25 protein-coding genes and 1 tRNA gene are annotated in these 25669 nt (G+C 35.2%); 15 read left to right on the forward strand and 11 right to left on the reverse strand.

Features of this window, described 5'->3' with window-relative positions; genetic code table 11:
• Positions 1–211: 211 nt before the first annotated feature.
• Positions 212–784 (forward strand): KilA-N domain-containing protein, encoded by a 573-nt coding sequence (locus F9B76_RS10045; protein WP_201289310.1) that lies wholly within the window; start codon positions 212–214, stop codon positions 782–784.
• Here F9B76_RS10045 and F9B76_RS10050 read toward each other — a convergent pair.
• Positions 781–2304: an IS1634 family transposase gene (locus F9B76_RS10050; protein ID WP_159991057.1), complete on the reverse strand. Its 1524-nt coding sequence runs from the start codon at positions 2302–2304 to the stop codon at positions 781–783. The two genes, F9B76_RS10045 and F9B76_RS10050, sit on opposite strands and share 4 nt — an antisense overlap.
• Before the next feature lie 314 nt (positions 2305–2618).
• Between F9B76_RS10050 and F9B76_RS10290 the strand changes: the two genes are divergently transcribed.
• Positions 2619–2816 carry a hypothetical protein gene (locus F9B76_RS10290; protein ID WP_201289311.1) on the forward strand — a complete coding sequence of 66 codons (198 nt, stop codon included), beginning with the start codon at positions 2619–2621 and terminating at the stop codon, positions 2814–2816.
• Between the two features lie 242 nt (positions 2817–3058).
• On the opposite strand, the gene F9B76_RS10060 is transcribed toward F9B76_RS10290, so the two are convergent.
• Positions 3059–3403 (reverse strand): carboxymuconolactone decarboxylase family protein, encoded by a 345-nt coding sequence (locus F9B76_RS10060; RefSeq protein WP_159991983.1) that lies wholly within the window; start codon positions 3401–3403, stop codon positions 3059–3061.
• 111 nt (positions 3404–3514) lie between these two features.
• Here F9B76_RS10060 and F9B76_RS10065 point away from each other — a divergent pair, with 111 nt between their 5' ends.
• Both F9B76_RS10065 and F9B76_RS10070 read left to right on the forward strand, forming a co-directional pair.
• Positions 3515–4405: a cupin domain-containing protein gene (locus F9B76_RS10065; protein WP_159991984.1), complete on the forward strand. Its 891-nt coding sequence runs from the start codon at positions 3515–3517 to the stop codon at positions 4403–4405.
• Positions 4406–4627: 222 nt separating this feature from the next.
• Positions 4628–4837, forward strand: coding sequence for a hypothetical protein (locus tag F9B76_RS10070; RefSeq protein ID WP_159991985.1), 210 nt, complete (start codon positions 4628–4630; stop codon positions 4835–4837).
• A gap of 54 nt (positions 4838–4891) precedes the next feature.
• Here F9B76_RS10070 and F9B76_RS10075 read toward each other — a convergent pair whose 3' ends face one another.
• On the reverse strand, positions 4892–5239 hold the full coding sequence (locus tag F9B76_RS10075; RefSeq protein ID WP_159991986.1) for a helix-turn-helix domain-containing protein: 348 nt from the start codon (positions 5237–5239) through the stop codon (positions 4892–4894).
• 380 nt (positions 5240–5619) lie between these two features.
• Between F9B76_RS10075 and F9B76_RS10080 the strand changes: the two genes are divergently transcribed.
• From F9B76_RS10080 to F9B76_RS10095, 4 genes are all read left to right on the forward strand, one after another.
• Complete coding sequence (locus tag F9B76_RS10080) at positions 5620–6009, forward strand: lecithin retinol acyltransferase family protein (protein ID WP_159991987.1); 390 nt, start codon at positions 5620–5622, stop codon at positions 6007–6009.
• A gap of 81 nt (positions 6010–6090) precedes the next feature.
• On the forward strand, positions 6091–8301 hold the full coding sequence (locus tag F9B76_RS10085; protein WP_159991988.1) for a hypothetical protein: 2211 nt from the start codon (positions 6091–6093) through the stop codon (positions 8299–8301).
• Positions 8302–8315: 14 nt separating this feature from the next.
• A complete protein-coding gene (locus F9B76_RS10090) occupies positions 8316–10022 on the forward strand; it encodes a LeoA/HP0731 family dynamin-like GTPase (RefSeq protein ID WP_159991989.1) in 1707 nt (568 codons plus the stop codon).
• Between the two features lie 187 nt (positions 10023–10209).
• A complete protein-coding gene (locus F9B76_RS10095; protein WP_341477963.1) occupies positions 10210–10758 on the forward strand; it encodes a carboxymuconolactone decarboxylase family protein in 549 nt (182 codons plus the stop codon).
• A gap of 134 nt (positions 10759–10892) precedes the next feature.
• Here the strand turns inward: F9B76_RS10095 and F9B76_RS10100 are convergent.
• Positions 10893–10986: transfer RNA gene (locus F9B76_RS10100), tRNA-Ser, on the reverse strand.
• A 179-nt stretch (positions 10987–11165) separates the two neighbouring features.
• Positions 11166–11819, reverse strand: a complete 654-nt coding sequence (locus F9B76_RS10105; protein ID WP_159990869.1) for an IS1595 family transposase — start codon at positions 11817–11819, stop codon at positions 11166–11168.
• A gap of 824 nt (positions 11820–12643) precedes the next feature.
• Between F9B76_RS10105 and F9B76_RS10110 the strand changes: the two genes are divergently transcribed.
• Positions 12644–13930 carry a magnesium and cobalt transport protein CorA gene (locus F9B76_RS10110; RefSeq protein WP_341477964.1) on the forward strand — a complete coding sequence of 429 codons (1287 nt, stop codon included), beginning with the start codon at positions 12644–12646 and terminating at the stop codon, positions 13928–13930.
• A 64-nt stretch (positions 13931–13994) separates the two neighbouring features.
• Positions 13995–14432, forward strand: coding sequence for a DUF1178 family protein (locus F9B76_RS10115; RefSeq protein ID WP_159991990.1), 438 nt, complete (start codon positions 13995–13997; stop codon positions 14430–14432).
• 119 nt (positions 14433–14551) lie between these two features.
• On the opposite strand, the gene F9B76_RS10450 is transcribed toward F9B76_RS10115, so the two are convergent.
• The 4 genes from F9B76_RS10450 to F9B76_RS10135 all read right to left on the reverse strand — a co-directional run bounded on the left by F9B76_RS10450 (position 14552) and on the right by F9B76_RS10135 (position 17683).
• Positions 14552–14680 (reverse strand): restriction endonuclease subunit S, encoded by a 129-nt coding sequence (locus F9B76_RS10450; protein WP_159991991.1) that lies wholly within the window; start codon positions 14678–14680, stop codon positions 14552–14554.
• Entirely contained in the window at positions 14677–15693 is a 1017-nt protein-coding gene (locus F9B76_RS10125) for a PDDEXK nuclease domain-containing protein (protein WP_159991992.1), read from the reverse strand. The genes F9B76_RS10450 and F9B76_RS10125 overlap by 4 nt, the downstream gene beginning before the upstream one ends.
• A gap of 602 nt (positions 15694–16295) precedes the next feature.
• Positions 16296–17087: a 4-hydroxy-tetrahydrodipicolinate reductase gene (dapB, locus tag F9B76_RS10130; RefSeq protein WP_159991993.1), complete on the reverse strand. Its 792-nt coding sequence runs from the start codon at positions 17085–17087 to the stop codon at positions 16296–16298.
• Between the two features lie 131 nt (positions 17088–17218).
• Positions 17219–17683: an outer membrane protein assembly factor BamE gene (locus F9B76_RS10135; protein WP_159991994.1), complete on the reverse strand. Its 465-nt coding sequence runs from the start codon at positions 17681–17683 to the stop codon at positions 17219–17221.
• A gap of 130 nt (positions 17684–17813) precedes the next feature.
• Between F9B76_RS10135 and fur the strand changes: the two genes are divergently transcribed.
• On the forward strand, positions 17814–18239 hold the full coding sequence (fur, locus tag F9B76_RS10140; RefSeq protein WP_159991995.1) for a ferric iron uptake transcriptional regulator: 426 nt from the start codon (positions 17814–17816) through the stop codon (positions 18237–18239).
• A gap of 98 nt (positions 18240–18337) precedes the next feature.
• On the opposite strand, the gene recN is transcribed toward fur, so the two are convergent.
• The gene (gene recN / locus F9B76_RS10145) at positions 18338–19993 is read right to left on the reverse strand and encodes a DNA repair protein RecN (protein ID WP_159991996.1); all 1656 of its coding nucleotides are present in this window, start codon (positions 19991–19993) and stop codon (positions 18338–18340) included.
• 92 nt (positions 19994–20085) lie between these two features.
• A complete protein-coding gene (locus F9B76_RS10150; protein WP_159991997.1) occupies positions 20086–20976 on the reverse strand; it encodes an NAD kinase in 891 nt (296 codons plus the stop codon).
• Between the two features lie 368 nt (positions 20977–21344).
• On the opposite strand from F9B76_RS10150, the gene hemH reads away from it, so the two are divergent.
• From hemH to dnaK, 4 genes are all read left to right on the forward strand, one after another.
• Complete coding sequence (hemH, locus tag F9B76_RS10155; RefSeq protein WP_159991998.1) at positions 21345–22325, forward strand: ferrochelatase; 981 nt, start codon at positions 21345–21347, stop codon at positions 22323–22325.
• Between the two features lie 65 nt (positions 22326–22390).
• Positions 22391–22951: an LbetaH domain-containing protein gene (locus tag F9B76_RS10160; protein ID WP_159991999.1), complete on the forward strand. Its 561-nt coding sequence runs from the start codon at positions 22391–22393 to the stop codon at positions 22949–22951.
• 108 nt (positions 22952–23059) lie between these two features.
• Positions 23060–23608, forward strand: a complete 549-nt coding sequence (grpE, locus tag F9B76_RS10165) for a nucleotide exchange factor GrpE (RefSeq protein ID WP_159992000.1) — start codon at positions 23060–23062, stop codon at positions 23606–23608.
• Positions 23609–23723: 115 nt separating this feature from the next.
• Positions 23724–25640: a molecular chaperone DnaK gene (dnaK, locus tag F9B76_RS10170; protein WP_159992001.1), complete on the forward strand. Its 1917-nt coding sequence runs from the start codon at positions 23724–23726 to the stop codon at positions 25638–25640.
• The last annotated feature ends 29 nt before the right edge of the window (positions 25641–25669 follow it).

The raw sequence follows: 25669 nt of genomic DNA on the forward strand, positions 1-25669 counted from the left end.
AGTTCTAATACGTTTAGGAGTATAGGGATTCGAGTGAAACCCAATAGAAAATGTAATAAAGTAGCTAAATAAGGTAAATTGGTAATTATATAATAACGCTGACTCAATATTTTTGTAGAATAAATTATTTAATAGAAATAGATAGCTAGATTACTACTTGTATTATAAGTTGTTTAATGTATCTTTTATGTTGGTAATTTTGGGGTGAGAAATGGTAAATGATGTGATAGTTGTACAAGAGGCAAAAATACGGGTAATAGAAAAAAATGGTGAGGATTATATCAATCTTACTGATATGCTTAAAGCAAAAGATGGTGAATTCTTTATTAGTGATTGGTTAAGAAATCGTAATACACTTGAATATATCGGTATTTGGGAAGAAATTAATAATCCTAATTTTAATTATGGCGAATTCGCCATAATTAAAAATCAATCAGGATTAAATCGTTTTAAAATTAGTGTTAAAGAGTTTGTTGCTCAAACAAATGCCATTGGCTTACAAGCAAAAGCTGGGCGTTATGGTGGTACTTATGCTCATAAAGATATTGCATTAGAATTTGCAATGTGGATAAGCCCTGAGTTTAAACTTTATCTTATTAAAGAATTCCAACGCTTAAAACAAAAAGAAGCTAAAGAGAATAAGGTAGAATGGGATGTCAAACGTATTCTTAGTAAAGCTAACTACCGCATACATACTGATGCTATTAAAGATCATCTTATCCCTAAATTATTAAATATAAAACAACATCAATTTATTCCTGTCTTCGTCATTGGGTCACCCTAAAAATATTTTTGACAAATAGCCAACAATTCTTGTTGTTCTTTATCCATTTCTAAAAGGATTTTTTGCTTTTGTTTTAAATCAGGAAGCATAATATCAACCTGATACATAGTTTGTGTGATTTCACTTGCCCGTTTTAACGAGAGTGTAGAGTGTTCCTTTTTTAAAACCGTTTCCAATGTTTTACTGATACTATAGGCAGCAAATACTAAAGCAATATGAGCACGAATTCGATGTTCTAAACGGTGGTAAATAGGATGTATCCGTAAATCTGTTTTTGAAATACGGAAGGCTCGTTCTATTTGCCATAACTGTCCATAATGGGCGAGTAATTCTTTAGGGGGTAATGTTGTATTCGTTATATAACCTTTTAATCCATCCCATCTTTTATCTTGTATAAATTTTTCATAATCAATCTCTATACTGAGCTCTCCTTGCAAGCGTAAGTATTTATTGTATCCTCTCTTATTAAGATGTCCCTTTGTCAATTGTCCTGTTCGGATACGTTTCTCTAAGCGTTCAAGCCCCTTTCGGCGATTATCTGCATCACGATAGGCTCTCTCATGGCTGTAATGCACTATTAAACGCTTTCCCTCTTTATCTAATTCAATGATTTGATTATCATTATAGGGATAGTAAGCAAGCATAGCCTGTTTCAGTTGTTCATTCTCTGATTTAATTCTTGCACCAATAATATATGGATAGCCAAGGGTTTCTAAGTGGATAAGATTGTGTTTGGATAGTAAACCACTATCAGCAACCACTACTGGCTTATGCAGATTAAATTTCTGACGTATTCGCTCAATAAAAGGAATTAACGTATTGCCCTCATAGCTTTTACCCTCATAAATATCATAGGCAATAGGATAACCCTGCTGACCCACCAACAACCCCAGATAAATCTGAGGATGTGTATGTTTGCCTACCTTAGAGAACCCTGTACGACGTAAATCATCCTCATCTTCCGTTTCAAAGTGTAATGTTGTCATATCATAGAACACAATATGAATTTGATTATCTAACATACGTTTTGTATGCATAAAAGAAATTTGCTCTAACTGCTCTTTATATTTGTCTTCTAATTGATCTAAAAAACGATAGATAGCACTAATTTCTAATTGAACCCCTTGGTAACGTTCAAGATAACTGACGGTTTTCAGTTTACTTAAAGGAAAGGTTAGGCGAGCTAAGACAAGATGACGAAATAGGTCATTTTTGATTTGATTAAAACCAATCCAATCATAGATACGTCCAAAAATAAGCTCTGGACCAGCCATACTGACATCACTATTACTGAGTGTTTGAATCATTTTTACAATCTGTTCATCTTGCTCTGTCATCAGTAAGGAGGGTTGGTGTTTGAGTTCATCCATGTAGTGTTGGGCTTGTAATTTTAGGGCTTCTATTTCTGGACGCTTTGTGGCGGAACCCATTGTTTTAAGTAAAACATTACGTCCATTTTCTTTGCTAAGTATTTGAATACTAACACTTCCTGATTTATTTTTCTTCTCTCGAATAAACATGGAATATATCTTGGGTCACCCTAAATCACCCTCTATTTTAACCTAACCTATTGATTTTAAACAAAACTCAATGGGTGACCCGAAAAAAGTGACGAAAACAGGAGAATAAGGTAGAATGGGATGTCAAACGTATTCTTAGTAAAGCTAACTACCGCATACATACTGATGCTATTAAAGATCATCTTATCCCTAAATTATTAAATATAAAACAACATCAATTTATTTATGCTTCTGAAGCAGATATTCTTAATCAAGCACTCTTTGGACAAACAGCAAAACAATGGAAAGATGAAAACCCAGATTTAAAGGGGAATATGCGAGAATATGCTACTATAGAGCAGCTTACTGTCCTTGCAGGATTAGAAAGTCAAAATGCCCTACTTATACAACAGGAAATTTCTCAAGAAGAACGTTTAGCTATTCTAAATCGTCTTGCTATTCAGCAGATGAATTCATTACTTAAAACAGCTGCTTTAGAACAATTGAAAGAGAAATCATTGCTAAAAGAATAAATGTATTAAAGTATATTTATAGGGTATTACTTGCTAAAAAATTTTGCTAATAAAAGAGTAAAGTTGAATTACAAGGCTATATAGCTACTGACCAATAATTGAAAATATTATATTGCTATTTTAAGTTTAAGAAGTATTTCGGACTATTTGTTGAATAATCCTAATTCCTACGCTATCCAATAAAAAAGCCCTGTGTCATAAACAACAGGGCAAAGTTATTGGAATCTATTTAAAAGATGAAACTATTCACCTTTTTGTACATTATAAGCTTCTAATGCGCGTAATGAGTAAGTATAAGCAGCACCAGCATTAAGTGCAATAGCCGTTGCTAAGGCAGCGGATACTTCTGCTTCAGTAGCACCTGCTTTAACCGCTTCTTCTGCATGTACACCAATGCAACTTTCACAGCGAGTAGTAACAGCAACAGCAAGTGCGATTAATTCGCGAGTTTTAGCATCTAGTACATTACCTTCGGCGGCAGCAGCACCAAGTGCACCATAAGCCTGTAGCATTTTAGGATATTTTTTACCTAAATTACCAAAAGATTTTTTAACATGGGCAACATCATTTTTCCAATCTGCAAACATTATTTTCTCCTAAATCAAGTGAAGTAGAAATAATTGATGATAAGTGTATTATATAAGCTTATTTCGCTGTTATAATTGTCAAATCGTCTCAACTTATAGGGTTAAAATCTCATGTTTGACTATTTGGATAAATTAATTACTCTTGCACAAATTCATGGTGAGGTTAATATTCAATGTGAGTTTCAAGGGAGTTGGCAGATTCAGCCACAAATAGATAAGCATAAAGGACTATTTCACTTAATTGAACAAGGGGAGTGTTGGCTAACCTTAGGAGATAAGTCATTTCATTTAAAAGCAGGGGATATTTTCTTTTTACCTCAACATCTTTTTCATACGATGGCAAGCCAGTCCAAAATACCCTCGCTAAGCCAAGTTGATTTTTCACAAAAGGGCATATTTGAGTTACATAAAATTGGGCAAGGGACACCAAATCTAAAAATGTTTTGTGGTACATTTTACTATCAAAAACCTTCATTGCTGATAGATGCTTTACCTGCTTACTTGCATTTATCGCTTAATGATTCACCTTTACAACCCTTATTACAGTTATTTTTGAATGAGGCACAGCAAGTGCAAATAGGGTCAAAATCGGTTATTGATGCCTTGGCTAATGTCTTGTTTATCCAAATTTTACGTCATGCCTTACAACTAGGGTTATTAAATCAGGGGTTATTAGCATCCTTACAAGATAAAAGATTGTATCCTGTATTATGGCAGATGCTAAATGCTCCACAAGAAGATTGGAATATGCAAAAACTGGCTGCATTAGCAACAATGTCAAGAGCTAATTTTATCCGTGTATTTCACCAAAAAATAGGGATACCACCGGGTAAATTTCTAAGCCAAATTCGTTTACAACAAGCGGCATTACTCTTAAAGACAACCCAAAAGAATATCCTGCAAATTGCTTTAGAGGTGGGGTATCAATCAGAGGCACACTTTAGTAAGGCATTTAAACGTTATTTTGGGATATTGGCAAGTGAGTTTCGTAAGCAGGAATAGGTAATTTATCGTTTTTTGAGAAGTAAATCTACTTATAGTCAATGCGAAATATAGTACCTTTTATACGATCAAGTGATTATCTAAAGTATTCTACTTTAAATATAAAGGCTTAAAAACTACAAATTTGCATTAATTATCCATAGAATAATATTGTGGTAATATAATTTAGCTATTCTAGTGGATAGTATAAAAATAGATATAGTACGATAAGGAGTATTGATTATGGCATTTCCACCCCCTAAACCGTATAAATTAGTCTGTCCTAAGTGTAAATGGTCTTCCCAAATCATTACATCAGATGTGATTCCCATTGAGCATAGTGAAGGGACGGATACTTTTTATAATGGTACACAATGCCCTAAATGCTATACACCGCTTAATCAGAAAGAAGTGGGCGTGATGGATTCGGTTAAATCATTTTTTGGATTATAAATAAGCAAATATATAGTCTTACACAGAAAATAATGACTACTCGAGGTGTAAGGCTTATTTGCGTTCTACCATAGAAACTAGCTGCTCTATTACCTCCATCAATTTTATTCTATCCACATCTTCAAGACGATTTAGTAAGCCTTCTATCTGGAGGGCTAAATCACGAGGGCGGTGACTTGCTTCCTCTAATAATTCTGCTGAATCACACCTAAAAATCTCTGCTAATTCTAATAACCGTGCTACTGATAGGCTGATATTGCCTCGCTCAAGACGTGACATTGCATCTAAACTTAAATCTAAACGCTCTGCTAACTCAGATTGTGTCATTCCAATTGCTTTTCGATGTTTAGCGATAGATTGACCAATCTTTTTACTGATTTCCTGTTTTGTTGCCTTCGTCATATTCAGTTCCAAAACAGACAATATCCCCTATATTTTATTTCTAAAGAACGGCTTTTTATTCTTATAAAAGAATAATTTACTAAAAAAGAATAAATTTTATTTATAATTCTTACTTGAGAATAATATTCTTATTTTTTGATAAAAATATTTATCGCAAAAAAGCGACAAAAATTCATTTTTATGCGTAAGTCGTTAATTTGAGCGACACAACCATGTCAGTGTGATGTTTATACTGCCAATATACCTATCAATAGGGAGAGGAAAATGCGTTATACATTAGTAGTTAAGTTAAAGATTGAAATAAATAGTGAGAAATATAAATAATTTTAGTATCACTAAAACGGTAAAAAGAAGATTAGGACTTAAAGGGATAATGGTTTATGGAGATAGGTAGCCATCTTATTAGTTCACGGGGACTTTATACACATCATGGTATTTACATAGGAAATGGACAAGTTATTCATTACTCTGGTTTAGCAGATGGTGTTCATCAACAAAAGGGGAGTGTTTGCCAAGTGAGCTTAGAAGAATTTGAACAAGGGAATAAAAGTTATATTCAGAATCATACTGGAGCGATGTCCCCCGATATGATTGTACAACGTGCTAAGAGTCGTTTAGGGGAGAAAAATTATCATGTTGTTTTTAATAATTGTGAACATTTTGTGAATTGGTGTATTGAGGGAGAACATAAAAGCGAACAAGTGATAGGTGCTATACGAAATAGTGTAAAAGTAGGAATGGCACTTATTAATGCTGTTAAAAAAATCTGAGTAAAACAGAAATCGTAGTATTAGGTTTGATAAACCTAATGGTGATATAAGCGTAGTAAATTTTATAGAGAGTATTATCTTATGGAAAATGAAGATTCAATTTATGACGATCTACAACAAAAGATTAATTTAGTAATTAATAAATTATCAGAAAACTATGATGAAGAAATTCAAGAACAAATCAAAGGTACGATAGGTAATTTACGTAAACTCAATGATAAAATTCAGGCAGAATATGATGAATTAAAAAGGTTACGTGAGAGTAAGCGTTTTACTATTGCTTTTTATGGTGAAACTAATGCGGGTAAATCAACGTTAATTGAGGCTTTACGTTTATTCTTTCGTGAAAAAACGATTGTAGAAGCACAAAAGAAATTTAAAGCCTATGCTGAAGAAAATGGTCTAACACAAGAAGATTTTAATAAGGTTAGGGCTATTATTATGGATAGTGAAAAGGAGATTACGCAAGTCCAAGCAGCATTACAGCAAATAGACCTTGAATATGTGGATGATATTAAAGCAGCGGAGAGGGAAATTCATCATTTACGCGAATTATTGGGTCAACTAAAAGCACAACAAAACCTTTGGCAACGTATTATGTCATGGTTTTCACCTCCAAAAGAAATAAAAGCATTAGCTGTTGCTGAACAATCTTTAAGTCATATTCAGGCAGAAAAAGAGAAGGCTGTAGTAAATTATGAGCAGCAGATAAAGTCATTACATAATAAAAAACAAGAAGCTGAGCATAATCATAAAATACTATCAGCTCGGGCTAAAAAGCTAGAGCAATATGCAGATGGTCAACTGATTGGTGATGGACGATCTGATTTTACAAGAGAAAATACCTCTTTTGATTTCTCATATAATGATAAAGATTTTAAGTTAATTGATGTTCCTGGGATTGAGGGGGCAGAGGCAGAAGTTAGTCAGCAAATAGAAGAAGCGGTAAAAAAAGCTCATGCGGTATTCTATGTCAGAAGAGATCCCCGTCCTACACAAACAGGTGAGGGTGAAAAGGCTCGTCAAAAGGGAACATTAGAAAAAATTAAAGAACATCTAGGCGATCAGACAGAAGTATGGACAATTTATAACCACTCTATTACTAATGTTCGTAAGTTAACAAATCCCTTAATTGGAAAGGGAGAAGAAGAAGGTTTACGAGCATTAGATAATCAACTTAAGACAGCACTAGGGGATAAATATCGTGATAGCCTTGTATTGAGTGCTAAACCAGCTTACTTAAGTCAGAGTGAATGTATTGTTCCAGGTAGTAGAAAAATGGAAGAGAAAATACACTTTCTTGAAAAATTCTCTGCAGAAGAAATCTTAAAGCTAAGTGGTTTTTCTAACTTCGTAGAGCAATTATCTTCTACTATTATTGGAGATTATCGTCAAAAAATTAAAAAATCCAATGCAACTAAAGCAAATAATGTTTTAGAAAGAGGTATTGAAGAGCTATCCAAAACAAAGCAACACTTTAAGGAAATACAGAAGCAAGTAGAGAGTGAGGTTTCTAATACTCAAAAGACTATTCGTGCACAATTTGATGAATTCTTATTTAATCTGAATAATATTAATCATAAACTTTGTCGTCAGTTTGAACAAAAATTTAGTGAGTCTATGCGTATTGAAATTAATAATGCAGATTTAGATAAAGATGCGCTTAAAGCTTTATTAGAGCGTGAGCTAGAAAAACGAGTAGAAGAGGTTTCTCAGCAATTAAATAAAGGTATTGTACAGAGTACGCAGAATTTTCAAGAAAGTCTTACTAAGACCGTCAAACGAAGTAATGAATATTTAAATAATATTATTCAAATGCAGAATCACTTATCTTTAGAGATAGGTGGTTTTAATTTTGAATTACCTCGAGATAATAGTAATCTTTTAGGTTTTGCTTTAAGTGGTGTCGGTGGTGTACTAGCTATTATTGCTGTATTGTCTAATCCTGTCGGATGGACTTTTGGTTTTATTGGTGGTGTAGCAGCATTATTAGCATCTGGAATGGGGCTTTTGAAAAATATTAGAGCTATCTTTGATTCTTCTGTGAAAAAAAATCAACAAAAAATACTAGCAGATAAATATATTAAGCGTGTAAGAGAACAGCTTAAAGATAAAGTAGATGAAACTCAGTATCAAATTAAGGCAGAAATGGAAAAGCAGATAAAAGTTATTTTGGATAACTTAGGTATCTCACTTAGATACATTAAATCTTCTTTACAAGTTATACAGTCTGCTGAGCAAGATTTGCAAAAATTATCAACAAAATTCAAAACTGATTTATTAATGAAATAATTAAGGAGAATATTATGTCTTTGACCTTAAAAACTTTAGATACTTTTAAAGAGAAACAAGAAAAAGCACAAAAAATGCTGGAAAAATTAAACTTGTTTATTAAAGAAGGAGAAGGGTTTGGTTTAATACCAGATAAAGGTTTACTTGAAAAACTTCAAACGGCTGTACATTCTGTTGAAGGTGGGATATTAAAAGTGGCTTTAATTGGAGGATTTTCAGAAGGTAAAACTTCTATTGCTGCAGCATGGTTAGGGCGACTGGATCAAAGCATGAATATTAGTCAACAAGAATCTTCAAATGAAGTGAAAGTTTATACGGTTGATCACGATATTGAGCTTATAGATACCCCAGGATTATTTGGTTTTAAAGAACAACAGAATAGTGAGGGAGCAATTGAAAAATATAAAGAAATAACTAAAAAATATGTTAGTGAAGCACATTTAGTTTTATATGTGATGAATTCGGTTAACCCTATTAAGGAAAGCCATAAGGAAGATTTATACTGGTTGTTTAGAGAATTAAATTTACTCCCTAGAACTGTATTTGTATTAAGTAAGTTTGATGAGGTTGCTAATATAGAAAGTGATTGGGATTATCGAGAACATCTTAATATTAAGAAAAAGAATGTTCTAGATCGCTTAAAGAGTATGATTCATCTGAGTGATAAAGAAGAGACACAAATTAAGATTGTTGGTGTTTCAGCCAATCCATTTGGTGAAGATATAGCGTATTGGTTAGAGAATCCTGATGAGTTTAGGAAACTATCTAAAATTAGTACCTTGCAAGAAGCAACAAACGAAACCATTCAACAAAATGGTGGTATTACACCTATGATATTTGAAGCTCAAAAAAGTATGATTCAAGATATTTTAGGTAAACAGTTACCACTTGTTAAGGCGACACAGGAAGCTTTTGATATAGAGCTTAATAAATTAGTTGATGTTACTGAACAGTTAAATATTGAGTTAGAATCAATGAAAACACGTATGACTCAAGTCCGTATTTCTCTAATAGAATTTGTCAGTGGACATTTTAAAGATTTAATTCGACGAGTTAACGAATTAGATATGTATTCTTTTAATGCTTTTTATGAGGATAAAATTGGTAAAGATGGTATTGAATTAAATACAGTAATAGAAACAGAATTTATGCGACAATGCCAAGGTATAAGTAATTCTTTAGTTAATATTAATCATAAGTTTAATTATGAAATAGAGCGTTTTGAAAACTCTGTAGGATTAGAGTTAATGACTAAAGGTTTAAATTTTTTAAACCAACAGCAATTTACTGGAAAACAAATTATAGCCGCCAGAAATGGTATTGTGGCTAGTGGTAAAATGGTTGGCTTTGATTTAGCCAAATACTTGAAATTTAAACCATGGGGGGCAATTAATTTAGCTAATAAGATAAATGCTTTTTTAGGAATTGCTTCCTTATTTATGGAAGTGGTGGATACAGTGAAAAAAGCACAGCAAGAACAAGATTTTAAGAATCTAGTGAGTGAAATATTAAAGGTATTAGAGAAGCAACGTGAAATGTTGTTAGGAGACCTTAAAAATGATGATAAGTTTATTAGCTCATTTCCTCAATATATAGCACTACAAGAGCAATTTAAAGTTATTCAAGAGAGTAATGATGACAAAGCAGAACGTAAACTTGCTTTTGAAAAATGGCAAAAAGAAGGGGAAATTATTGAAGCAGAGTATCGTCTTTTAGGATAATAAGTAAATAGAAAAGAAGCTAATTTATAAATTAATAAATTAGCTTTCTTTTTAGTTTTTATGTTTATAAAAGAATAAAAATTATCAATATAACTAATAGTTATATAAAATAAAAATTTATTTATTTTTATCTTTATTGATAAATCGGTATGATGACTGCTATTTATACAGTATATAAAAGGAGTTTATGATGTCAACATTCCCTATTCATACCATTGAATCTGCACCAGAGGCAGCTAAGCCTGTATTACAAGCCGTTCAGTCTGCCAATGGTTTTATCCCTAATCTTATCGGTGTATTGGCGAATGCTCCAACAGCATTAGAAACCTATCGTACAGTAGGGGAAATCAATGGACGTAATAGTCTGACTGCAGAAGAAAGAGAAGTGGTACAAATTATAGCTGCTGTTGTGAATGGTTGTGGTTTTTGTGTAGCAGGACATACTAAAATTGCCCTTAAATTACTTAAAATGCCACAAGAATTAGTGGATCAAATCCGTAATACGGCTAGGATTGAAAGCGATTCTAAACTGGATACTTTGGCACGTTTTACATTAACGGTGATTTTACAGAAAGCAAAATTAAATCCAAGCCAATTACAACAATTTTTTGATGCTGGCTATACACAACAAAATGCGATTGATGTGATTTTAGGGGTGAGTTTGGCAACACTCTGTAATTATGTGAATAATATTGCTGAAACACCGATTAATCCCGAATTACAGCCATTTGCATAAGTGATTAGTGCTTTTTTATAAAAAGAGAATACCTAATTATTAATATAGTTATTATATAGCTAGGTATTTTAAGGGTAAAGAAAGCAGAAATAGAAAAAGCCTCCTTATTGGAGGCTTCATCATTTAAAATATTCTGGCGGAAACGGAGGGATTCGAACCCTCGATACAGGTTTAAGCCCGTATGCTTCCTTAGCAGGGAAGTGCCTTCAGCCTCTCGGCCACGTTTCCGTTGAAAAAGTGATTATAGCAAAAGCCTTTTATTTATACAAGACCTTTTTAATTGTTTAGAGAATTATAAGCATTAAGTTTACTAGAAAACAACATCATCATTAATCTTTACTTATTCTCTATAAACGTCTCTACCTCAAATAACCCACCATAAAAATAGGGGCTGTATTAGATTAGCCCTAAATTTTACACCATTTTCTCAGCATTTTTAACTGCTCTTTTGGTGTTCCAAAGTTAAACCGAAACTCACATTCTTTCAGGAATAAAGCAAAGTATTTTCGGTCTATTCCATTATACTTACGAAGCACTCTTTTTGCTTGACTCCAGAAGTTTTCTATACCATTAATATGGTTTTGTCTTATAGCAAACTGCTTAGTATGATTAATCCGTTGATGATGAAATCCATTCACATCAAGGGTATTATAACTGGGGTATGTATCGGTATAAACCCAGCTATCTGGTTTGATTTTCCTTTTAATAACAGGTAGTAAGGTCTTACTTTTCGTGTCCTGTACGATAAGCGTAAAAACCTTACCTTGCCTTTTCAATATCCCAAATACCGCTACTTTACCTGCTGCCCCTCGCCCTCGTTTCCCCTTTCGTTTACCACCAAAATAACTCTCATCAAGTTCTATTGCACCTTCAAAAATTTCATCCGCTTCTAAGGTTAAATAATAATTAATGACCTCTCTAATTTTACGATAAAAGAGTGCAGCTGAATTAGGATTAATACCTAGTATATCGGCTGCTGATCGAGCAGTTACTTCTAGTACAAAAAACTCAAGTAATTTTCTTTGTACAGATTTCTTTAATTTACAATGACTTATCTTCATTTTTATAGACTAACACAACTGCTAATCTAATACAGCCCCTAAAAATATATCAATAGACCGCTTATTTTACTCTACACTCACACTGAATAATTTCCAATAAAACAAGATAAAGTTATCCAAAAAATCATGGGATAAGTATTTGAATTACAGTTTTATGACAGATTAAAATACTTTTAAATCAATATATTAAATAAGTTGAGAAGTTTCTGCTCGTTACTAAATTATGTTATCCCAAAAATAATGGGATAACTATTTGGATTAGGGGTGTATGGTTTATAAAAATACTTATAAATCAATTAGCTAAATTTACTGTTAAAAATTTGAGCGATAGTTATCTTTATACTTAAAATGATTTATCCCCAAAATAATTGAATAAGTTTTTGAATTAAGCGTGTATGATATATAAAAAAGCTTATAAATCAATTTGCTAACGATATCCTTAAAAGGGTGAGTGATTTTTACACACCATACATAGAATAACTTATCCAAAAAATCATGGGATAAGTTATTGAATTACAGTTTTATGACATCAAAAAGTACATAAAAATCAATTGTTTATTATTTTTGATAATTTATAACGCATAAGAAAATACAACCTTATTTATTTTCTATTTTTATACGGTTAAGGCATATATTCATATTGCTTGTCAATAGGAAATACCATCTCATAGCATCTTTTTAATTACCCCTTATAAATTGCAGAGTATTTCTAAGTATTGGTATAATTTGGGTGGCGAGTTATACACTCATGCTGTACCAGTTTATAGCGATTAAAGGTATGACTAGCATCAGACTGATGCGTACTGTAGAGAAAGGAGAGATTTATGCATAGCACACATGATGATGTAGAGCGTGATAAATTAGAACGATTAAAAGAAATGCAGGCAGCGCAAGAGCGAATACAAGAGGCAGAATATGAGTTAGAACAAGCCCATGAACAATTACAGCAGGCAGTTGAACAATTTACCGAAGAACATGGTTCAGAAGAGCTAGACTGTATTATTGATCAAGAGGGTGAACGCTTAGGCGGTGATCTTGATTCTATTTTTATCACAGAGGAAGATAAAGAAAATACACGTGATGAAAGGATGACCCAACAATCAATGTCTTCATCCGCTGTATCAGGGGTTATGCCGAGTTCTGGTTTAATTGCTTCTGTAGAGTATGTTCATGGTAAAAAGCGAGAATCTATACCTTTAAATAGATTATCAGGCTATAAAAGGGATTCTGCGCGTCTATTATGGGTAGGGCTTAAAGATCCAAGTGATGAAGAACTTATCAAAGTGTGTAAGGACTTATCGATTGGTGAAGGGGCAGCTTTAGAAGAAATTCTGATGTCACACAAAAAGCCAAAAGTGATTGATTATGGTAATTATATTCAGCTTGTTGCCGTAACGATTACAAAGCAAAATAAAAAATTAGTATTTGGTGAAATGCAGATGATTTTTGGCGTAGGATTTGTACTCACTGTTCGCCGTGGCGGTGCAATGACAAATTCTTCCTTACGAGAACGGCTAGAATCAAGCCCAGAGCTGATTGCTAGGGGGTCTGACTTTGTGGTAGCTGAAATACTAGATGTATTTGTGGATAGTTTCTCCGCCTTAGCATCACGTTTAGAAACAGAGGTTAATCAAGTTGAACAAAAGATGATGTTAAGGGGGTTTAGAGAAACGGATATTCGTAAACTTTATAAACAAAGAAGGGATCTATTACGCATCCGTACGTCAATTACTCCTATGGTAGAAATTTGTCGTAAAATTGCGGTAATGAAAAGTACGATTATTGAGCCAGATTCACGGTCTTACTTTACGATTGTGTCAGATCGTATTGCTCGTATTGATGAGCAAATTCATTCTTTGCATGAGGCATTGGCTTTTGCGTTTGAAGCAAGTTTAATGATTGGTCAGTCTCAACAAACCGATATTACCAAAAAGCTCGCGGCGTGGGCAGCGATTTTAGCCGTTCCAACAGCGATAGCAGGTATTTATGGTATGAACTTTGAGCATATGCCTGAATTAAAATGGGTCTTTGGTTATCCCTTATCACTGGGGGTAATGGCAGGGATTTGTGGTTTCCTTTATTGGAAATTCAAAAAATCAGGATGGTTATAATTGAATAAAGACATGATTTTGTCAGGAAAGGGTAGCCCTACTTGATAAAAGGCAATAAAGCATAATGGGATTAAAAGTATTTAATTTGGTCTGTGAACATCAGCATACGTTTGAAGGGTGGTTTCCTTCGGTAGAAGCCTTAGAGCAACAAGCTAAAAACGGTTTAATTGATTGTCCTTTTTGTGGTACAACACAGGTACAAAAGGCATTATCAGCCCCTTATGTAAATAAAAGTGGTGCAGCTACCGTATCTACTCAAAAAACAGTTAGCCCAGAGCAAATAAAAACCTTTATTATGCAAGAACTAAAGAAAGTTATTGGACAGGCTGAAGATGTTGGGGGTAAGTTTGCAGAAGAAGCCTTAAAAATGCACAAAGGTGAAGCTGAACAGCGTTCTATCCGAGGACAAGTAACACACGATGAAAGAGAACAGTTATTAGATGAGGGAGTGGATATTTTACCTATCCCTGATGAATTAAATCCAGATAAAAAGGTGCATTGAGATAGGATGGCTGGTGTCTAACATACGATGAGAGTATTTGTTAATACTATTAATAGCTTGTCTTTGAATAGAAACTATAGTAGAAGTTTTTTAGGATTTTTTTATTTTTCCTTCAATAATTAATTTAGTTTTTCAATTTGGATTTTTTCAGGCAATATACTTGTTGGCACATCATTTGGATTTTGCGGAATAAATTTGCGCTGGACTGCTAATTGTAAAATGGTGCTTTTTAATAGCTGTGTTTTCATTTTAATTCTTCCAAATACCGCTTTTGTTGCTCAATTTCCTGTATTAATTCTTCTTCTGTTGGTAAATAATGCACATATTTACTAGTGAAAAGTTGTGGGTTATCTCGTAACACAGAATATTTTGCGACGACGGAATCCGTTTCTGTACAGAGTAATAAACCAATCGTTGGGTTGTCATTAGGTAGCTTTTTCAAGTCGTCATACATACGAACGTACATGTCCAGTTGCCCAATATCTTGATGTGTTAATTTTTCTGTTTTGAGTTCAACAATTACAAAGCATTTTAAAATATAGTTATAAAACACCAGATCAATAAAGAAATCGCTAGTTTCTGTTCGGATATGTTCTTGACGAGCAACAAAAGCAAAGCCTTTGCCGAGTTCAAGCATAAATTTTTGTAAATTATCAATGAGGGATTTCTCTAATTCCGCTTCTGCGTAAGAGAGGTTTGTGGGTAAGTTTAAAAACTCAAGCACCGTTGGATTTTTTATAAAATCTTGTGTTTGTAATGAGGTTGTTTTTTCTCGCATTTCGGTAATAACGGGGGATTTATTTTTGCTATGGATCAGCCTATCGTAGTAAAGCGTTGAAATATGGCGATCTAAAGTGCGAACAGACCACATATTTTCTGCTGATTCGATAAGATAAAATCGGCGTGCTTCTTCACTTGATACTTTTAGACAGCGTTGAAAATGAGACCAAGTTAATTTGGCGAACAGTGTTCGCCACTTCTCAACGTCAGAAAACATTAAATAAAATTGGCGAATCTCACGTAAAGAACGATAACTAAATCCTTTGCCAAATGCTTGAGTTAACTCAATTGAAAGATTTTGTAATATTTCCTTGCCGTAATCTGCTCGCTCTTTACCATTTTGCTCTTCTAATACGATGCGTTCGCCAATTTTCCAATAAGCTTCGATCATTGAAGAGTTGACTGCTCGATAAGCCTTTTGACGGGCATCAGAAAGAATATTTTTTATCTCGTTGATGTAATTTAGTCTGATTTTATGCATAGCTTAATTTTCAAAATTCTGGTTATTTCTGCCAAAAGTCAGCTAATATCCGCAAACCGGTGGATCTTTTAGTTTTGGGATTGGCAACCATTTGCCATCAGAAAAGGTTTTATCTACTTTGAAAGAAAATTCTTCGCTAATCTAGTGCTTATTCTAACTGGCATTACGAATAGCAGGTATGATGAAATGTGAACGAATATCTGTTTCTGATATTTTCTTTTCTTTCATAAATTTCATAACATTAACCTTTTAATAGGGTTTGAGATTATAGTAGATGGAAGCTGAATTCTATTTTAGTAGATTGATTATACTGTAACTTTTTAATATTTAGTTAAAATTAATTACTATTTGATTATTCTTGTAATAAAAATTTAAGTAGTTTTACTTGTGTATTTAACTTAACTAGGTACATTTAAAGGTAGTGATACTTTAACTTTAAATGGGGTTTATAGTATGTTATATAGTTTCTATTGGTAGGTAAATTAATAATGTTTATACAGTTTTATAAAAAATAGCCCATCAATGGATAATCAATGGATAATTTGATAGGCTATTTCTTTGGTCATATAGAGCGATAAAATGTTATTTGAGAGATATGTAATCTATGCAGAAATGACATCACTCATACTAAAAAGTCCATTGGCTTTATCTTTAAGGAATAAAGCAGCTCGGCAACTACCTTGTGCATAGGTAGAACGACTAGAAGATTTGTGGCTGATTTCAATGCGTTCGCCTGTTCCGCAGAACATTACGGTATGATCACCAATAATATCTCCCCCACGTACAACAGAAAAACCAATATGACCTTCTTCGCGAGCGCCTGTATGACCGTGTCTTGCCCAATCAGCAATATCATTGAGATTTTTTCCCCATTCATTGGCAATGACTTCTCCCATGATAAGAGCAGTCCCTGACGGGGCATCTACTTTATGACGGTGATGTGCTTCAAAAATTTCTACATCATAGCCCGTATTAAGTAATTGAGCGGCTAAAGCAAGAAGTTTTAAAGTAGCATTAACACCGACACTCATATTAGGGGCGAAAACAATAGCGGTTTGTTCGGCGGCTTTTTCAATAGTTTGTTTTTCTTCGGTACTAAAGCCTGTTGTACCAATTACTATCTTAGTTCCAAACCGTTTGCAAGCCTCTAGGTAGTGTAGTGTACCCTCAGGTCGTGTAAAATCAATAAGGCAATCGGCATATTGTAGTTGTTCAATATCTGCACTGATGATAACCCCTGTTTGTTGACCTAAGAAAGCCCCTGCATCTTGCCCTAAAGATGGGCTACCAGCATGGTCTATTGCCACGGCGAGTGTTAAATCAGGGTGTTGCAAAACAGCTTCAATCAACATTCGTCCCATACGTCCATTAGCACCAGAGATAGCAATACGCATAATCAATACCTTCTTTATAAAAAATATATGCCTAAAATATCTTTATTTTAAAAATAAAGAGAAAAGGGAGTGGTACGTTATACCACGCCATCGTTAGGACTAATAAAAATAGTCAATGTCCTTAGACCCTATTATTCTTGTAATGGTGTAATGGTCATGCCTGATGTTTTATCTGATGCCATTTCCTCAACCTTATCACCCTTCCATTGTTGCTGAGTAGCAAAATCAGATGGTTGGAAATTAGGCTGTGGATCACCTTCCCAGTGTCTTAAAAGACCATTTTCATCAAACCATACGGTAAATTTACGAAGTACAGGATCACCATACCCTGGTTTAAAATAATAAGCATATTCCCAACGATTAGGGTGGAACATATCAATTAATGTAGGTGAACCTAGTGCATAGCGAACTTGATCGCTAGACATACCTGGTTGAAGAAGAGCAACTTGTTCAGCAGTTACCCAGTTGCCTTGTTGTAAAGGGGCTTTATAGGGGAATCCCCATTTACCTGATGAGCAAGCAGTAAGGGCTGCCACAGCAACAAGTGAGGTAAGGAGTCCTTTGTGTAAACGGAGTGCAGAATATAGCTTATTCATAAATTATATAAGTTCCAGATAAAATCTTAGAAAAAAGGTTATTATATATGGGTAAGAACAATTATAGAGTTTTTTAGGTAAAATAATTGTCTACAGCATGTAATCAATAAATTTTTATGAAAGGCAGCTTATGAGTGATCATAGTGAATTGCAAAGTATGGGTTTAAAAGCAACCTATCCTCGTTTAAAAATTTTGGATATTTTCCGTAATACCAAAGAGCGCCATTTGAGTGCAGAGGATGTGTATCGCTTATTATTAAATGAACGCATAGAGATTGGTTTAGCGACAGTTTATCGTGTTCTTACCCAGTTTGAACAAGCAGGTATTCTAACCCGTAGTCAATTTGATAATGGTAAGGCTATTTTTGAATTGGATGATGGCGATCATCATGACCATCTAGTATGTAATGCTTGCGGTAAAGTAGAAGAGTTTATTGACTCTACTATTGAGACCCGTCAGTATGAAATTGCCAAAGAAAGAGGGTTTAAATTGGCAAGTCATACGATGGTTTTACATGGTATTTGTTCTGATTGCGCAACAAAATCTAAAAAGTAAGATGATGTACTAAATCAGATAATCCTATGCTGTTTAGCATAGGATTTTTCTTTTCTAAAATTTTAATTGTTGATAATTTATATTCTAATAATTTAGGATTAAAATACGTTTCCTGCGTGTTTTAGCATTTCTTCTGCATGTTCACGACTCGTATCGGTAATATGTACACCCCCTAGCATACGAGCAATTTCCTCTATGCGATTTGGATAGTCTAGTGCCAGAATAGCAGAGCGTGTTTCACCATTTTCTTGTGTTTTACTTACTTCAAAATGATGATGGCCACAAGCAGCAACTTGAGGTAAGTGTGTCACACAAAGTACCTGATGGCTTTCACCTAATTGACGTAGTAACTGCCCCACCACTTCAGCAACGGCTCCTCCAATACCTGTATCGACTTCATCAAAGATGAGTGTAGGTACTTGATGAGCTTTATTTGCCATTACGGATAAGGCTAATGATATACGCGCTAATTCACCCCCTGAAGCAACTTTGGCTAAAGCACGTGGTGTTGTACCTGCATGACCAGCAACATTAAATTGAACTGTTTCTACACCGTATGCAGAGGGAGGGCTATCAATGAGTTCAATGGTAAACTGTCCACCTTGCATAGCGAGTGTTTGCATTGCCTGTGTAACCGCTTCAGAGAGTGTTTTGGCTGTTGCTTGACGTGCTTGACTAAGTTTATTTGCGTGTTTTTTATAGTCTTCTGCACGTTGATGTACTTCTGCTTGTAAAGCATCTATATCAACGGCTTGATTTAATGCCTCTAGTTCTTCCGCTAAACTAGCTTGTTTATCATAGAGTTGCTCGGGTTCTATTTTGAATTTTTTAGCCAAATCAAACATAGCCTGCATACGTTGTTCTGTTTGTGCAAGGCGTTGAGGATCAAGCTCTACCTTATCTAAATAAGAATGTAAATCAGAGGCGGCTTCTACACAAGCGATACGAGCAGATTCTAGAATATCGTAAATCCCTTTGAGTTGTGGATCTCTATTCATTAATTGGGCTATTCTGGCGCAAGCGTGTGATAGTGTTGTGGTAATGGATTGTTCATCATTATCTAATTCATTTAGGGTCTGTGCTGCTCCTTCTAATAGGCTAGAGGCATGAGCAAGACGGTTGTATTCTTGATCAATTGTTTCCCATTCATTTTTTTTAGGGTTTAATTGTTTTAGTTCATTTAATTGCCAGTTGAGTCGCTCTTGTAACGCCTCTTGTTGAGCAAGGTTAGTATTTGCTTTTTCAAGGGTTTGTACTGCTGTTTGCCAATCTTTCCATGCTTGCTGAACCGCTTTAAGTAAATGTTGGTGATGACCATGAGAATCTAATAAAGCACGTTGTGCACTCGCTTTGAGTAATTGTTGATGTGCGTGTTGCCCATGAATATCAATGAGTAAAGCGGCTATTTCGCGTAATTGTGTAAGGGTGGCTGGTGTTCCATTAATAAAAGCTCGACTTTTGCCTTGTTGATCAATCGTACGTCGTAGAATTAATTCTTCTGCTTCAATATTCTGTGTTTCTAACCATTGTTGAATATGGTGATTCACCTCAAAAATTGCACTAATATCCGCCTTGCTAGCCCCTTCACGGATAAAATGAGGTTCACTACGCTGACCTAATGTAAGGGATAAGGCATCTATAAGAATGGATTTTCCTGCACCTGTTTCACCAGAAAAAACAGTAAAGCCAGAAGAAAAATAAATATCAGATTGTTCAACAATCACAAAATCACGGATATGCAAGGAAAGTAGCATAGTGTTATCTCTTTAGGTAAGCGGATAGTATTTATGAATAAAACCGTATAATAGCTTAATGATTTTTAACTTGAATAAATAAAACAAATAGATTAATCAATTGAAGAGGGCATCACATTCCATGATAATTTTTTACGTAATGTAGAAAAATAACTATAACCTACAGGGTGTAGAAACTGTACTTTATGAGATGCTTTGGTAATCATAATTTTGTCCCCTGTTTGTAAATCAGTCCATGTTTGCATATCAAAGTGTACGCTTGCTCGTCCTCCTGCACGGCTGGTATCGGTAAGAGTGAGCGTTAATGTACCAGAAGAGGGAACAGCAATAGGACGATAAGATAAGGTTTGTGGAGCAATTGGCACAAGTAAAAAAGCATCTACAGCAGGGTGAATGATAGGGCCGTTGGCAGAGAGGGCATAGGCAGTTGAACCTGTTGGTGTAGAAACGATTAAACCATCAGAACGTTGGCTATACATATGAGAGCCGTCATATTCGACAGAGACCTCGATCATACCACTTCGTTCTGAGCGACCTAATACAATATCATTGAGTGCGAGGTCAGAGGTGAGAACTTTTTTATCTCGAATGATAGACCCCTCAAGTAGTGTACGTTTCTCAATCGTAAATTTACCTTCGAGTACGGCTTCAACTGCTTGTACGGCTTGATGAATGGGAATATCTGTAATAAAACCTAAGCGACCGTGGTTAATACCCAGTAAAGGAACAGCATAACGGCATAAGCTACGGGCAGCAGCCAACATGGTGCCATCTCCACCCATCACAATAGCAAGGTCTGCGAGTTCACCAATTTGTTCTAACGAACCTGTATGATATTCTTTGATATGAGTATTGTAAGCGGTATCTTTTTCGATAATGACTTGAATACCTGCTTGTTCTATTACCTTGGCAAGTTCTCGTAAAGGGGCATCCATGCCTGAGTCTTGATAACGTCCAATCAGTGCCACTCTTGAAAAATGCATATTATTAACCGTCTAAAAATAAATCATAAAGAGAGAAATAACTCCATTATATTGTACTTTTTCATTTTCCCTAAATCGTGAGGGGCTGAGTGTATTTATTTGCTGTAATAGGTAGTAAGCAATTATTTAACCCTATTGTACTTATGGTTACTCTACCCTATATTAGTTAATGGTAAAATGATGCGTTTATCAACGATGATAGTGATTATCGCTATCAGTACGATAAATAGTAGTTTGATGAGAGATATCATAGTATCATGAGTGCTAAAGATTACTGTTTATAGATAGTGCGTGTATGATGCATCTCATTTGATAGGATAAATCGACTAAGCTACGGTTATGGTCAATATAAGGTTTAGAGAAATACAATGAATAATAATCCAATAGGGGTGTTACTGGTTAATTTAGGAACACCTGCAAGCCCTACGGTCAAGGAAATCCGCCGTTACTTAAAGGCTTTTTTATCTGATCCTCGTGTTGTAGAGTTACCAAAATGGCTATGGCAAGGGGTGCTTCATACGATTGTATTACCTTTTCGAGCGCCTAAATTAGTAGAAAAATATGAGGCAATTTGGCTCAAAGAAGGTTCTCCCTTATTGGTTTATACCCAAGCACAGAGTCAGGCACTCGCCCAACAATTAGCCAGTGATCATGTGATAGTTGATTTTGCGATGCGATATGGTGAACCTGATCTAGCAAAGGCAATACAAGGACTACAACAGAAAGGGTGTGAACGGATTCTTATTGTTCCTATGTATCCTCAATATGCAGCAAGTACAACCGCTACATTATTTGATCGTGTGGCAGAGATTTCTAAAACAATGCGTAATCAGCCTGATTACCGTTTTATCAAGCGATATGCAGAACACCCTGCTTATATTCAGAGTTTGCATCATAAAGTTGTACACTTTTGGCAAGAAAATGGACGACCAGATCAACTTTTATTGAGTTTTCATGGCTTACCTCAACGTAGTGTTGATTTAGGTGATCCTTACTATGATGATTGTCAGAAAACAGTCGCAGCATTAAGGGTATCTTTACAAGCTGAAGGTGTACCTATAGCGGTAAGTTTCCAGAGTCAATTTGGTAAAGCCAAGTGGATAGGCCCTGCTACACAGGCTACATTAGAAAGCTATCCTGCTAAAGGGATAAAACGTGTTGATGTGATGTGTCCTGGTTTTGCAGCAGATTGTTTGGAAACCTTAGAAGAAATCCAATTAGGGTGTGCCGAGGCATTTAAACAAAAAGGGGGGGAGCAATTTCGCTATATCCCATGTTTAAATGATGACCCTGTATGGATAGATGCACTAGCAACGATTGTCAAAGAACGTTTAGGTTCTTGGACTTAATTCATATTTAAATTAAGATATTGTACATAGTTTATTGATAAACTCATTTTTAAAGAGAGAAGAATATGCTAAGAAAAAATCCCCGTGGTGATTACCCAGAAGTACATGAAACGGCTTTTGTTGATCCCACTGCTATTTTATGTGGTTTAGTAAAAGTAGGGCCTAATGTATTTATTGGTCCTTATGCCGTTATTCGTGCAGATGAAGTCAATGAAAATGGTGATATGGATCCAATTATTATTGGTGCCAATTCTAATATCCAAGATGGAGTGGTTATTCACTCTAAAGATGGTGAAGCTGTCATTATTGGTGAAAATACTTCTATTGCTCATCGCTCTATCGTACATGGCCCCTGTGAAGTAGGGAATAATGTTTTTATTGGTTTTAATACCGTTTTATTTAAAACAAAAGTAGGGGATAATGCGGTGATTCGCCATAATTGTGTGGTGGATGGACATGATATTCCAGAGCTTTTTTACCTCCCTTCTGCTACAGTAGTGAGTAAAGCGACCGATTTAAATAAACTCCAAACAGTGCCTGAAGAAGCGCGTGAATTCTCAGAATCAGTGATGATTACCAATGTTAATTTTGCAGAAGCCTATCGTAAGGTGCAAAATACATTTTAAGCTAGAAAGAATTAAAATGATTTAACTTTTTTTAAATTATTTTTTCCTCTTGAAAAAAATAAGCCTATCCCCACATAAATGAGAAAGTAAATTTTATGTGGGGAAAAAATGTCTCAAGAACCATTGACACCAGATACAACACCTGAAGAAAATCCACAGGTAGAACAAACCGTAGATCAAGAAGTGCTAGATGCACAAAGTGATGAACAACAACTGATCGGGGAATTACAAGAACAAGTCCTTTCGCTTAAAGATCAAGTATTACGTGCGCATGCAGAGATGGAGAATATCCGTCGTCGTTCACAAGAAGATGTGACAAAAGCCCGTAAATTTGGTACAGAATCTTTTGCAGAAAGTCTTATCCCTGTTAAAGATAGTTTAGAAGCGGCACTTGCTGTAGAAGAACAAGCTGTAGAGCATCTTAAAGAGGGTTTAGAAACCACTTTACGTCAATTAATATCCGCCTTTGAGCGTAATCAACTCAAAGAAATAGCCCCTAATCAAGGTGATAAATTTGATCCCAATATTCATCAAGCTATTTCTTCTGTTCCCAATCCCGATGTAGAAGCCAATTGCATTGTACAAACTTTACAAAAAGGTTATACCATTGCAGATCGTGTATTACGTCCTGCTCTAGTGATTGTATCGGCTGGTTGATTAAAAATTTTTCAAAAAATATCTTGAAAAATAAAAAATAAACCATACATAGCATACATCGATAAGTTTAGGAGCTTCGATAGCTCTTGTTAAAAGTATTTAAAGGTAATATAAAATGGCAAAAATTATTGGTATTGACTTAGGTACAACAAATAGCTGTGTCGCTGTTTTAGATGGCGATCAAGTAAAAATTATTGAAAATGCAGAGGGTGCTCGTACCACACCTTCTATTGTGGCTTATGCACAAGATGGTGAAATTCTTGTGGGTGCGCCTGCTAAGCGTCAAGCAGTCACCAATCCTAAAAACACTATCTTTGCCGTAAAACGTTTAATCGGTCGTAAATTTAGTGATAAAGAAGTACAAAAAGACTTAGACCTTATGCCTTATAGTATCATTGCCGCAGACAATGGTGATGCGTGGGTAGAAGCACAAGGCAAAAAATTAGCCCCACAACAAGTATCTGCTGATATTCTTCGCAAAATGAAGAAAACAGCAGAGGACTACTTAGGTGAAGAAGTAACAGAAGCGGTTATTACTGTGCCTGCTTACTTTAATGACAGCCAGCGTCAAGCGACAAAAGATGCAGGTAAAATTGCAGGTCTTGAAGTAAAACGTATTATTAACGAGCCAACCGCAGCAGCTTTAGCTTTTGGTCTTGATAAATCAGATAAATCTGACCGCCGTATCGCTGTATTTGACTTAGGTGGTGGTACTTTTGACGTATCTATCATTGAGATTGCTGATGTAGATGGTGAAAAACAATTTGAAGTATTATCAACCAATGGTGATACTTTCTTAGGTGGTGAAGACTTTGACCAACGTATCATTGACTACATCATTGAAGAGTTCAAAAAAGAACAAGGTGTTGATCTTTCTAAAGATGTATTAGCGTTACAACGTCTAAAAGAAGCGGCTGAAAAGGCAAAAATTGAGCTTTCTTCAAGTGCGCAAACAGAGATTAACTTACCATATATTACGGCAGATGCTTCTGGCCCTAAACACCTTAACCTCAAAATTACACGTGCTAAGTTAGAGGCTTTGGTTGAAGACTTAATTGAACGTACTATTGAGCCTTGCCGTGTTGCTGTGAAAGATGCCGGTATCAAGATTTCTGAAATTGATGATGTGATCTTGGTGGGTGGTATGACTCGTATGCCTAAAGTACAAGAGAAGGTAAAAGAGTTCTTTGGTAAAGATCCACGCAAAGATGTAAACCCTGATGAAGCGGTGGCATTTGGTGCGGCTATCCAAGGTTCTGTACTTTCAGGAGATCGTAAAGACGTATTATTATTAGACGTTACACCTTTATCATTAGGTATCGAAACCCTAGGTGGTGTGATGACCAAAATGATTAAGAAAAATACGACTATCCCAACACGTTTTTCACAAACTTTCTCAACAGCAGAAGATAACCAACCTGCGGTAACCATTAAAGTTTACCAAGGTGAACGTGAAATGGCTGTTCACAACAAGACATTGGGTGAGTTTAACTTAGAGGGTATTCCACCAGCACCTCGTGGTATTCCTCAAATTGAAGTAACCTTTGATATTGATGCGAATGGTATCTTACACGTATCAGCTAAAGATAAAGGTACAGGTAAAGAGAATAAGATTACCATCAAAGCAAACTCAGGTTTATCTGACGCAGAAATCGAACGCATGGTGAAAGATGCGGAAGCCAATGCAGAGGAAGATAAACGTCTTGCTGAATTAGCACAGACTCGTAACCAAGCAGATGCGTTAGTTCACTCTACTCGTAAGTCTTTAGCAGATTATGGTGATAAGCTAGAAGCCGGCGAAAAAGAAGCGATTGAAGCAGCAATCAAAGAGTTGGAAGAAGCGCTTAAATCAGATGATAAAGCAGCGATTGATGCAAAAGTAGAAGCCTTAGCACAAGCTTCGCAAAAATTGGGTGAAAAAATGTATGCTGACCTACAGCAACAAGCCCAAGCACAGCAAGCGGCGGGTGCAGATGCTCAACCAGCTGATGATAATGTGGTTGATGCAGACTTCAAAGAGAAAAAAGACTAATGCTTTAATGTCTTTATAATGAATACCCG

The sequence above is a fragment of the Pelistega ratti genome (assembly GCF_009833965.1).
GTDB lineage: Bacteria > Pseudomonadota > Gammaproteobacteria > Burkholderiales > Burkholderiaceae_B > Taylorella > Taylorella ratti.

What these genes read in the sequence shown, in the direction of transcription:
- F9B76_RS10450 (WP_159991991.1), bottom strand. Translation starts at nt 14,680, where the DNA reads ATGAAAACACAGCTATTAAAAAGCACCATTTTACAATTAGCAGTCCAG.
- F9B76_RS10110 (WP_341477964.1), top strand. Translation starts at nt 12,644, where the DNA reads ATGCATAGCACACATGATGATGTAGAGCGTGATAAATTAGAACGATTA.
- F9B76_RS10070 (WP_159991985.1), top strand. Translation starts at nt 4,628, where the DNA reads ATGGCATTTCCACCCCCTAAACCGTATAAATTAGTCTGTCCTAAGTGT.
- F9B76_RS10115 (WP_159991990.1), top strand. Translation starts at nt 13,995, where the DNA reads ATGGGATTAAAAGTATTTAATTTGGTCTGTGAACATCAGCATACGTTT.
- dnaK (WP_159992001.1), top strand. Translation starts at nt 23,724, where the DNA reads ATGGCAAAAATTATTGGTATTGACTTAGGTACAACAAATAGCTGTGTC.
- dapB (WP_159991993.1), bottom strand. Translation starts at nt 17,087, where the DNA reads ATGCGTATTGCTATCTCTGGTGCTAATGGACGTATGGGACGAATGTTG.
- recN (WP_159991996.1), bottom strand. Translation starts at nt 19,993, where the DNA reads ATGCTACTTTCCTTGCATATCCGTGATTTTGTGATTGTTGAACAATCT.
- F9B76_RS10150 (WP_159991997.1), bottom strand. Translation starts at nt 20,976, where the DNA reads ATGCATTTTTCAAGAGTGGCACTGATTGGACGTTATCAAGACTCAGGC.
- F9B76_RS10105 (WP_159990869.1), bottom strand. Translation starts at nt 11,819, where the DNA reads ATGAAGATAAGTCATTGTAAATTAAAGAAATCTGTACAAAGAAAATTA.
- F9B76_RS10160 (WP_159991999.1), top strand. Translation starts at nt 22,391, where the DNA reads ATGCTAAGAAAAAATCCCCGTGGTGATTACCCAGAAGTACATGAAACG.
- F9B76_RS10125 (WP_159991992.1), bottom strand. Translation starts at nt 15,693, where the DNA reads ATGCATAAAATCAGACTAAATTACATCAACGAGATAAAAAATATTCTT.
- hemH (WP_159991998.1), top strand. Translation starts at nt 21,345, where the DNA reads ATGAATAATAATCCAATAGGGGTGTTACTGGTTAATTTAGGAACACCT.
- F9B76_RS10090 (WP_159991989.1), top strand. Translation starts at nt 8,316, where the DNA reads ATGTCTTTGACCTTAAAAACTTTAGATACTTTTAAAGAGAAACAAGAA.
- F9B76_RS10290 (WP_201289311.1), top strand. Translation starts at nt 2,619, where the DNA reads ATGCGAGAATATGCTACTATAGAGCAGCTTACTGTCCTTGCAGGATTA.
- F9B76_RS10050 (WP_159991057.1), bottom strand. Translation starts at nt 2,304, where the DNA reads ATGTTTATTCGAGAGAAGAAAAATAAATCAGGAAGTGTTAGTATTCAA.
- F9B76_RS10080 (WP_159991987.1), top strand. Translation starts at nt 5,620, where the DNA reads ATGGAGATAGGTAGCCATCTTATTAGTTCACGGGGACTTTATACACAT.
- fur (WP_159991995.1), top strand. Translation starts at nt 17,814, where the DNA reads ATGAGTGATCATAGTGAATTGCAAAGTATGGGTTTAAAAGCAACCTAT.
- F9B76_RS10065 (WP_159991984.1), top strand. Translation starts at nt 3,515, where the DNA reads ATGTTTGACTATTTGGATAAATTAATTACTCTTGCACAAATTCATGGT.
- F9B76_RS10075 (WP_159991986.1), bottom strand. Translation starts at nt 5,239, where the DNA reads ATGACGAAGGCAACAAAACAGGAAATCAGTAAAAAGATTGGTCAATCT.
- F9B76_RS10045 (WP_201289310.1), top strand. Translation starts at nt 212, where the DNA reads ATGGTAAATGATGTGATAGTTGTACAAGAGGCAAAAATACGGGTAATA.
- F9B76_RS10135 (WP_159991994.1), bottom strand. Translation starts at nt 17,683, where the DNA reads ATGAATAAGCTATATTCTGCACTCCGTTTACACAAAGGACTCCTTACC.
- F9B76_RS10095 (WP_341477963.1), top strand. Translation starts at nt 10,210, where the DNA reads ATGATGTCAACATTCCCTATTCATACCATTGAATCTGCACCAGAGGCA.
- F9B76_RS10060 (WP_159991983.1), bottom strand. Translation starts at nt 3,403, where the DNA reads ATGTTTGCAGATTGGAAAAATGATGTTGCCCATGTTAAAAAATCTTTT.
- F9B76_RS10085 (WP_159991988.1), top strand. Translation starts at nt 6,091, where the DNA reads ATGGAAAATGAAGATTCAATTTATGACGATCTACAACAAAAGATTAAT.
- grpE (WP_159992000.1), top strand. Translation starts at nt 23,060, where the DNA reads ATGTCTCAAGAACCATTGACACCAGATACAACACCTGAAGAAAATCCA.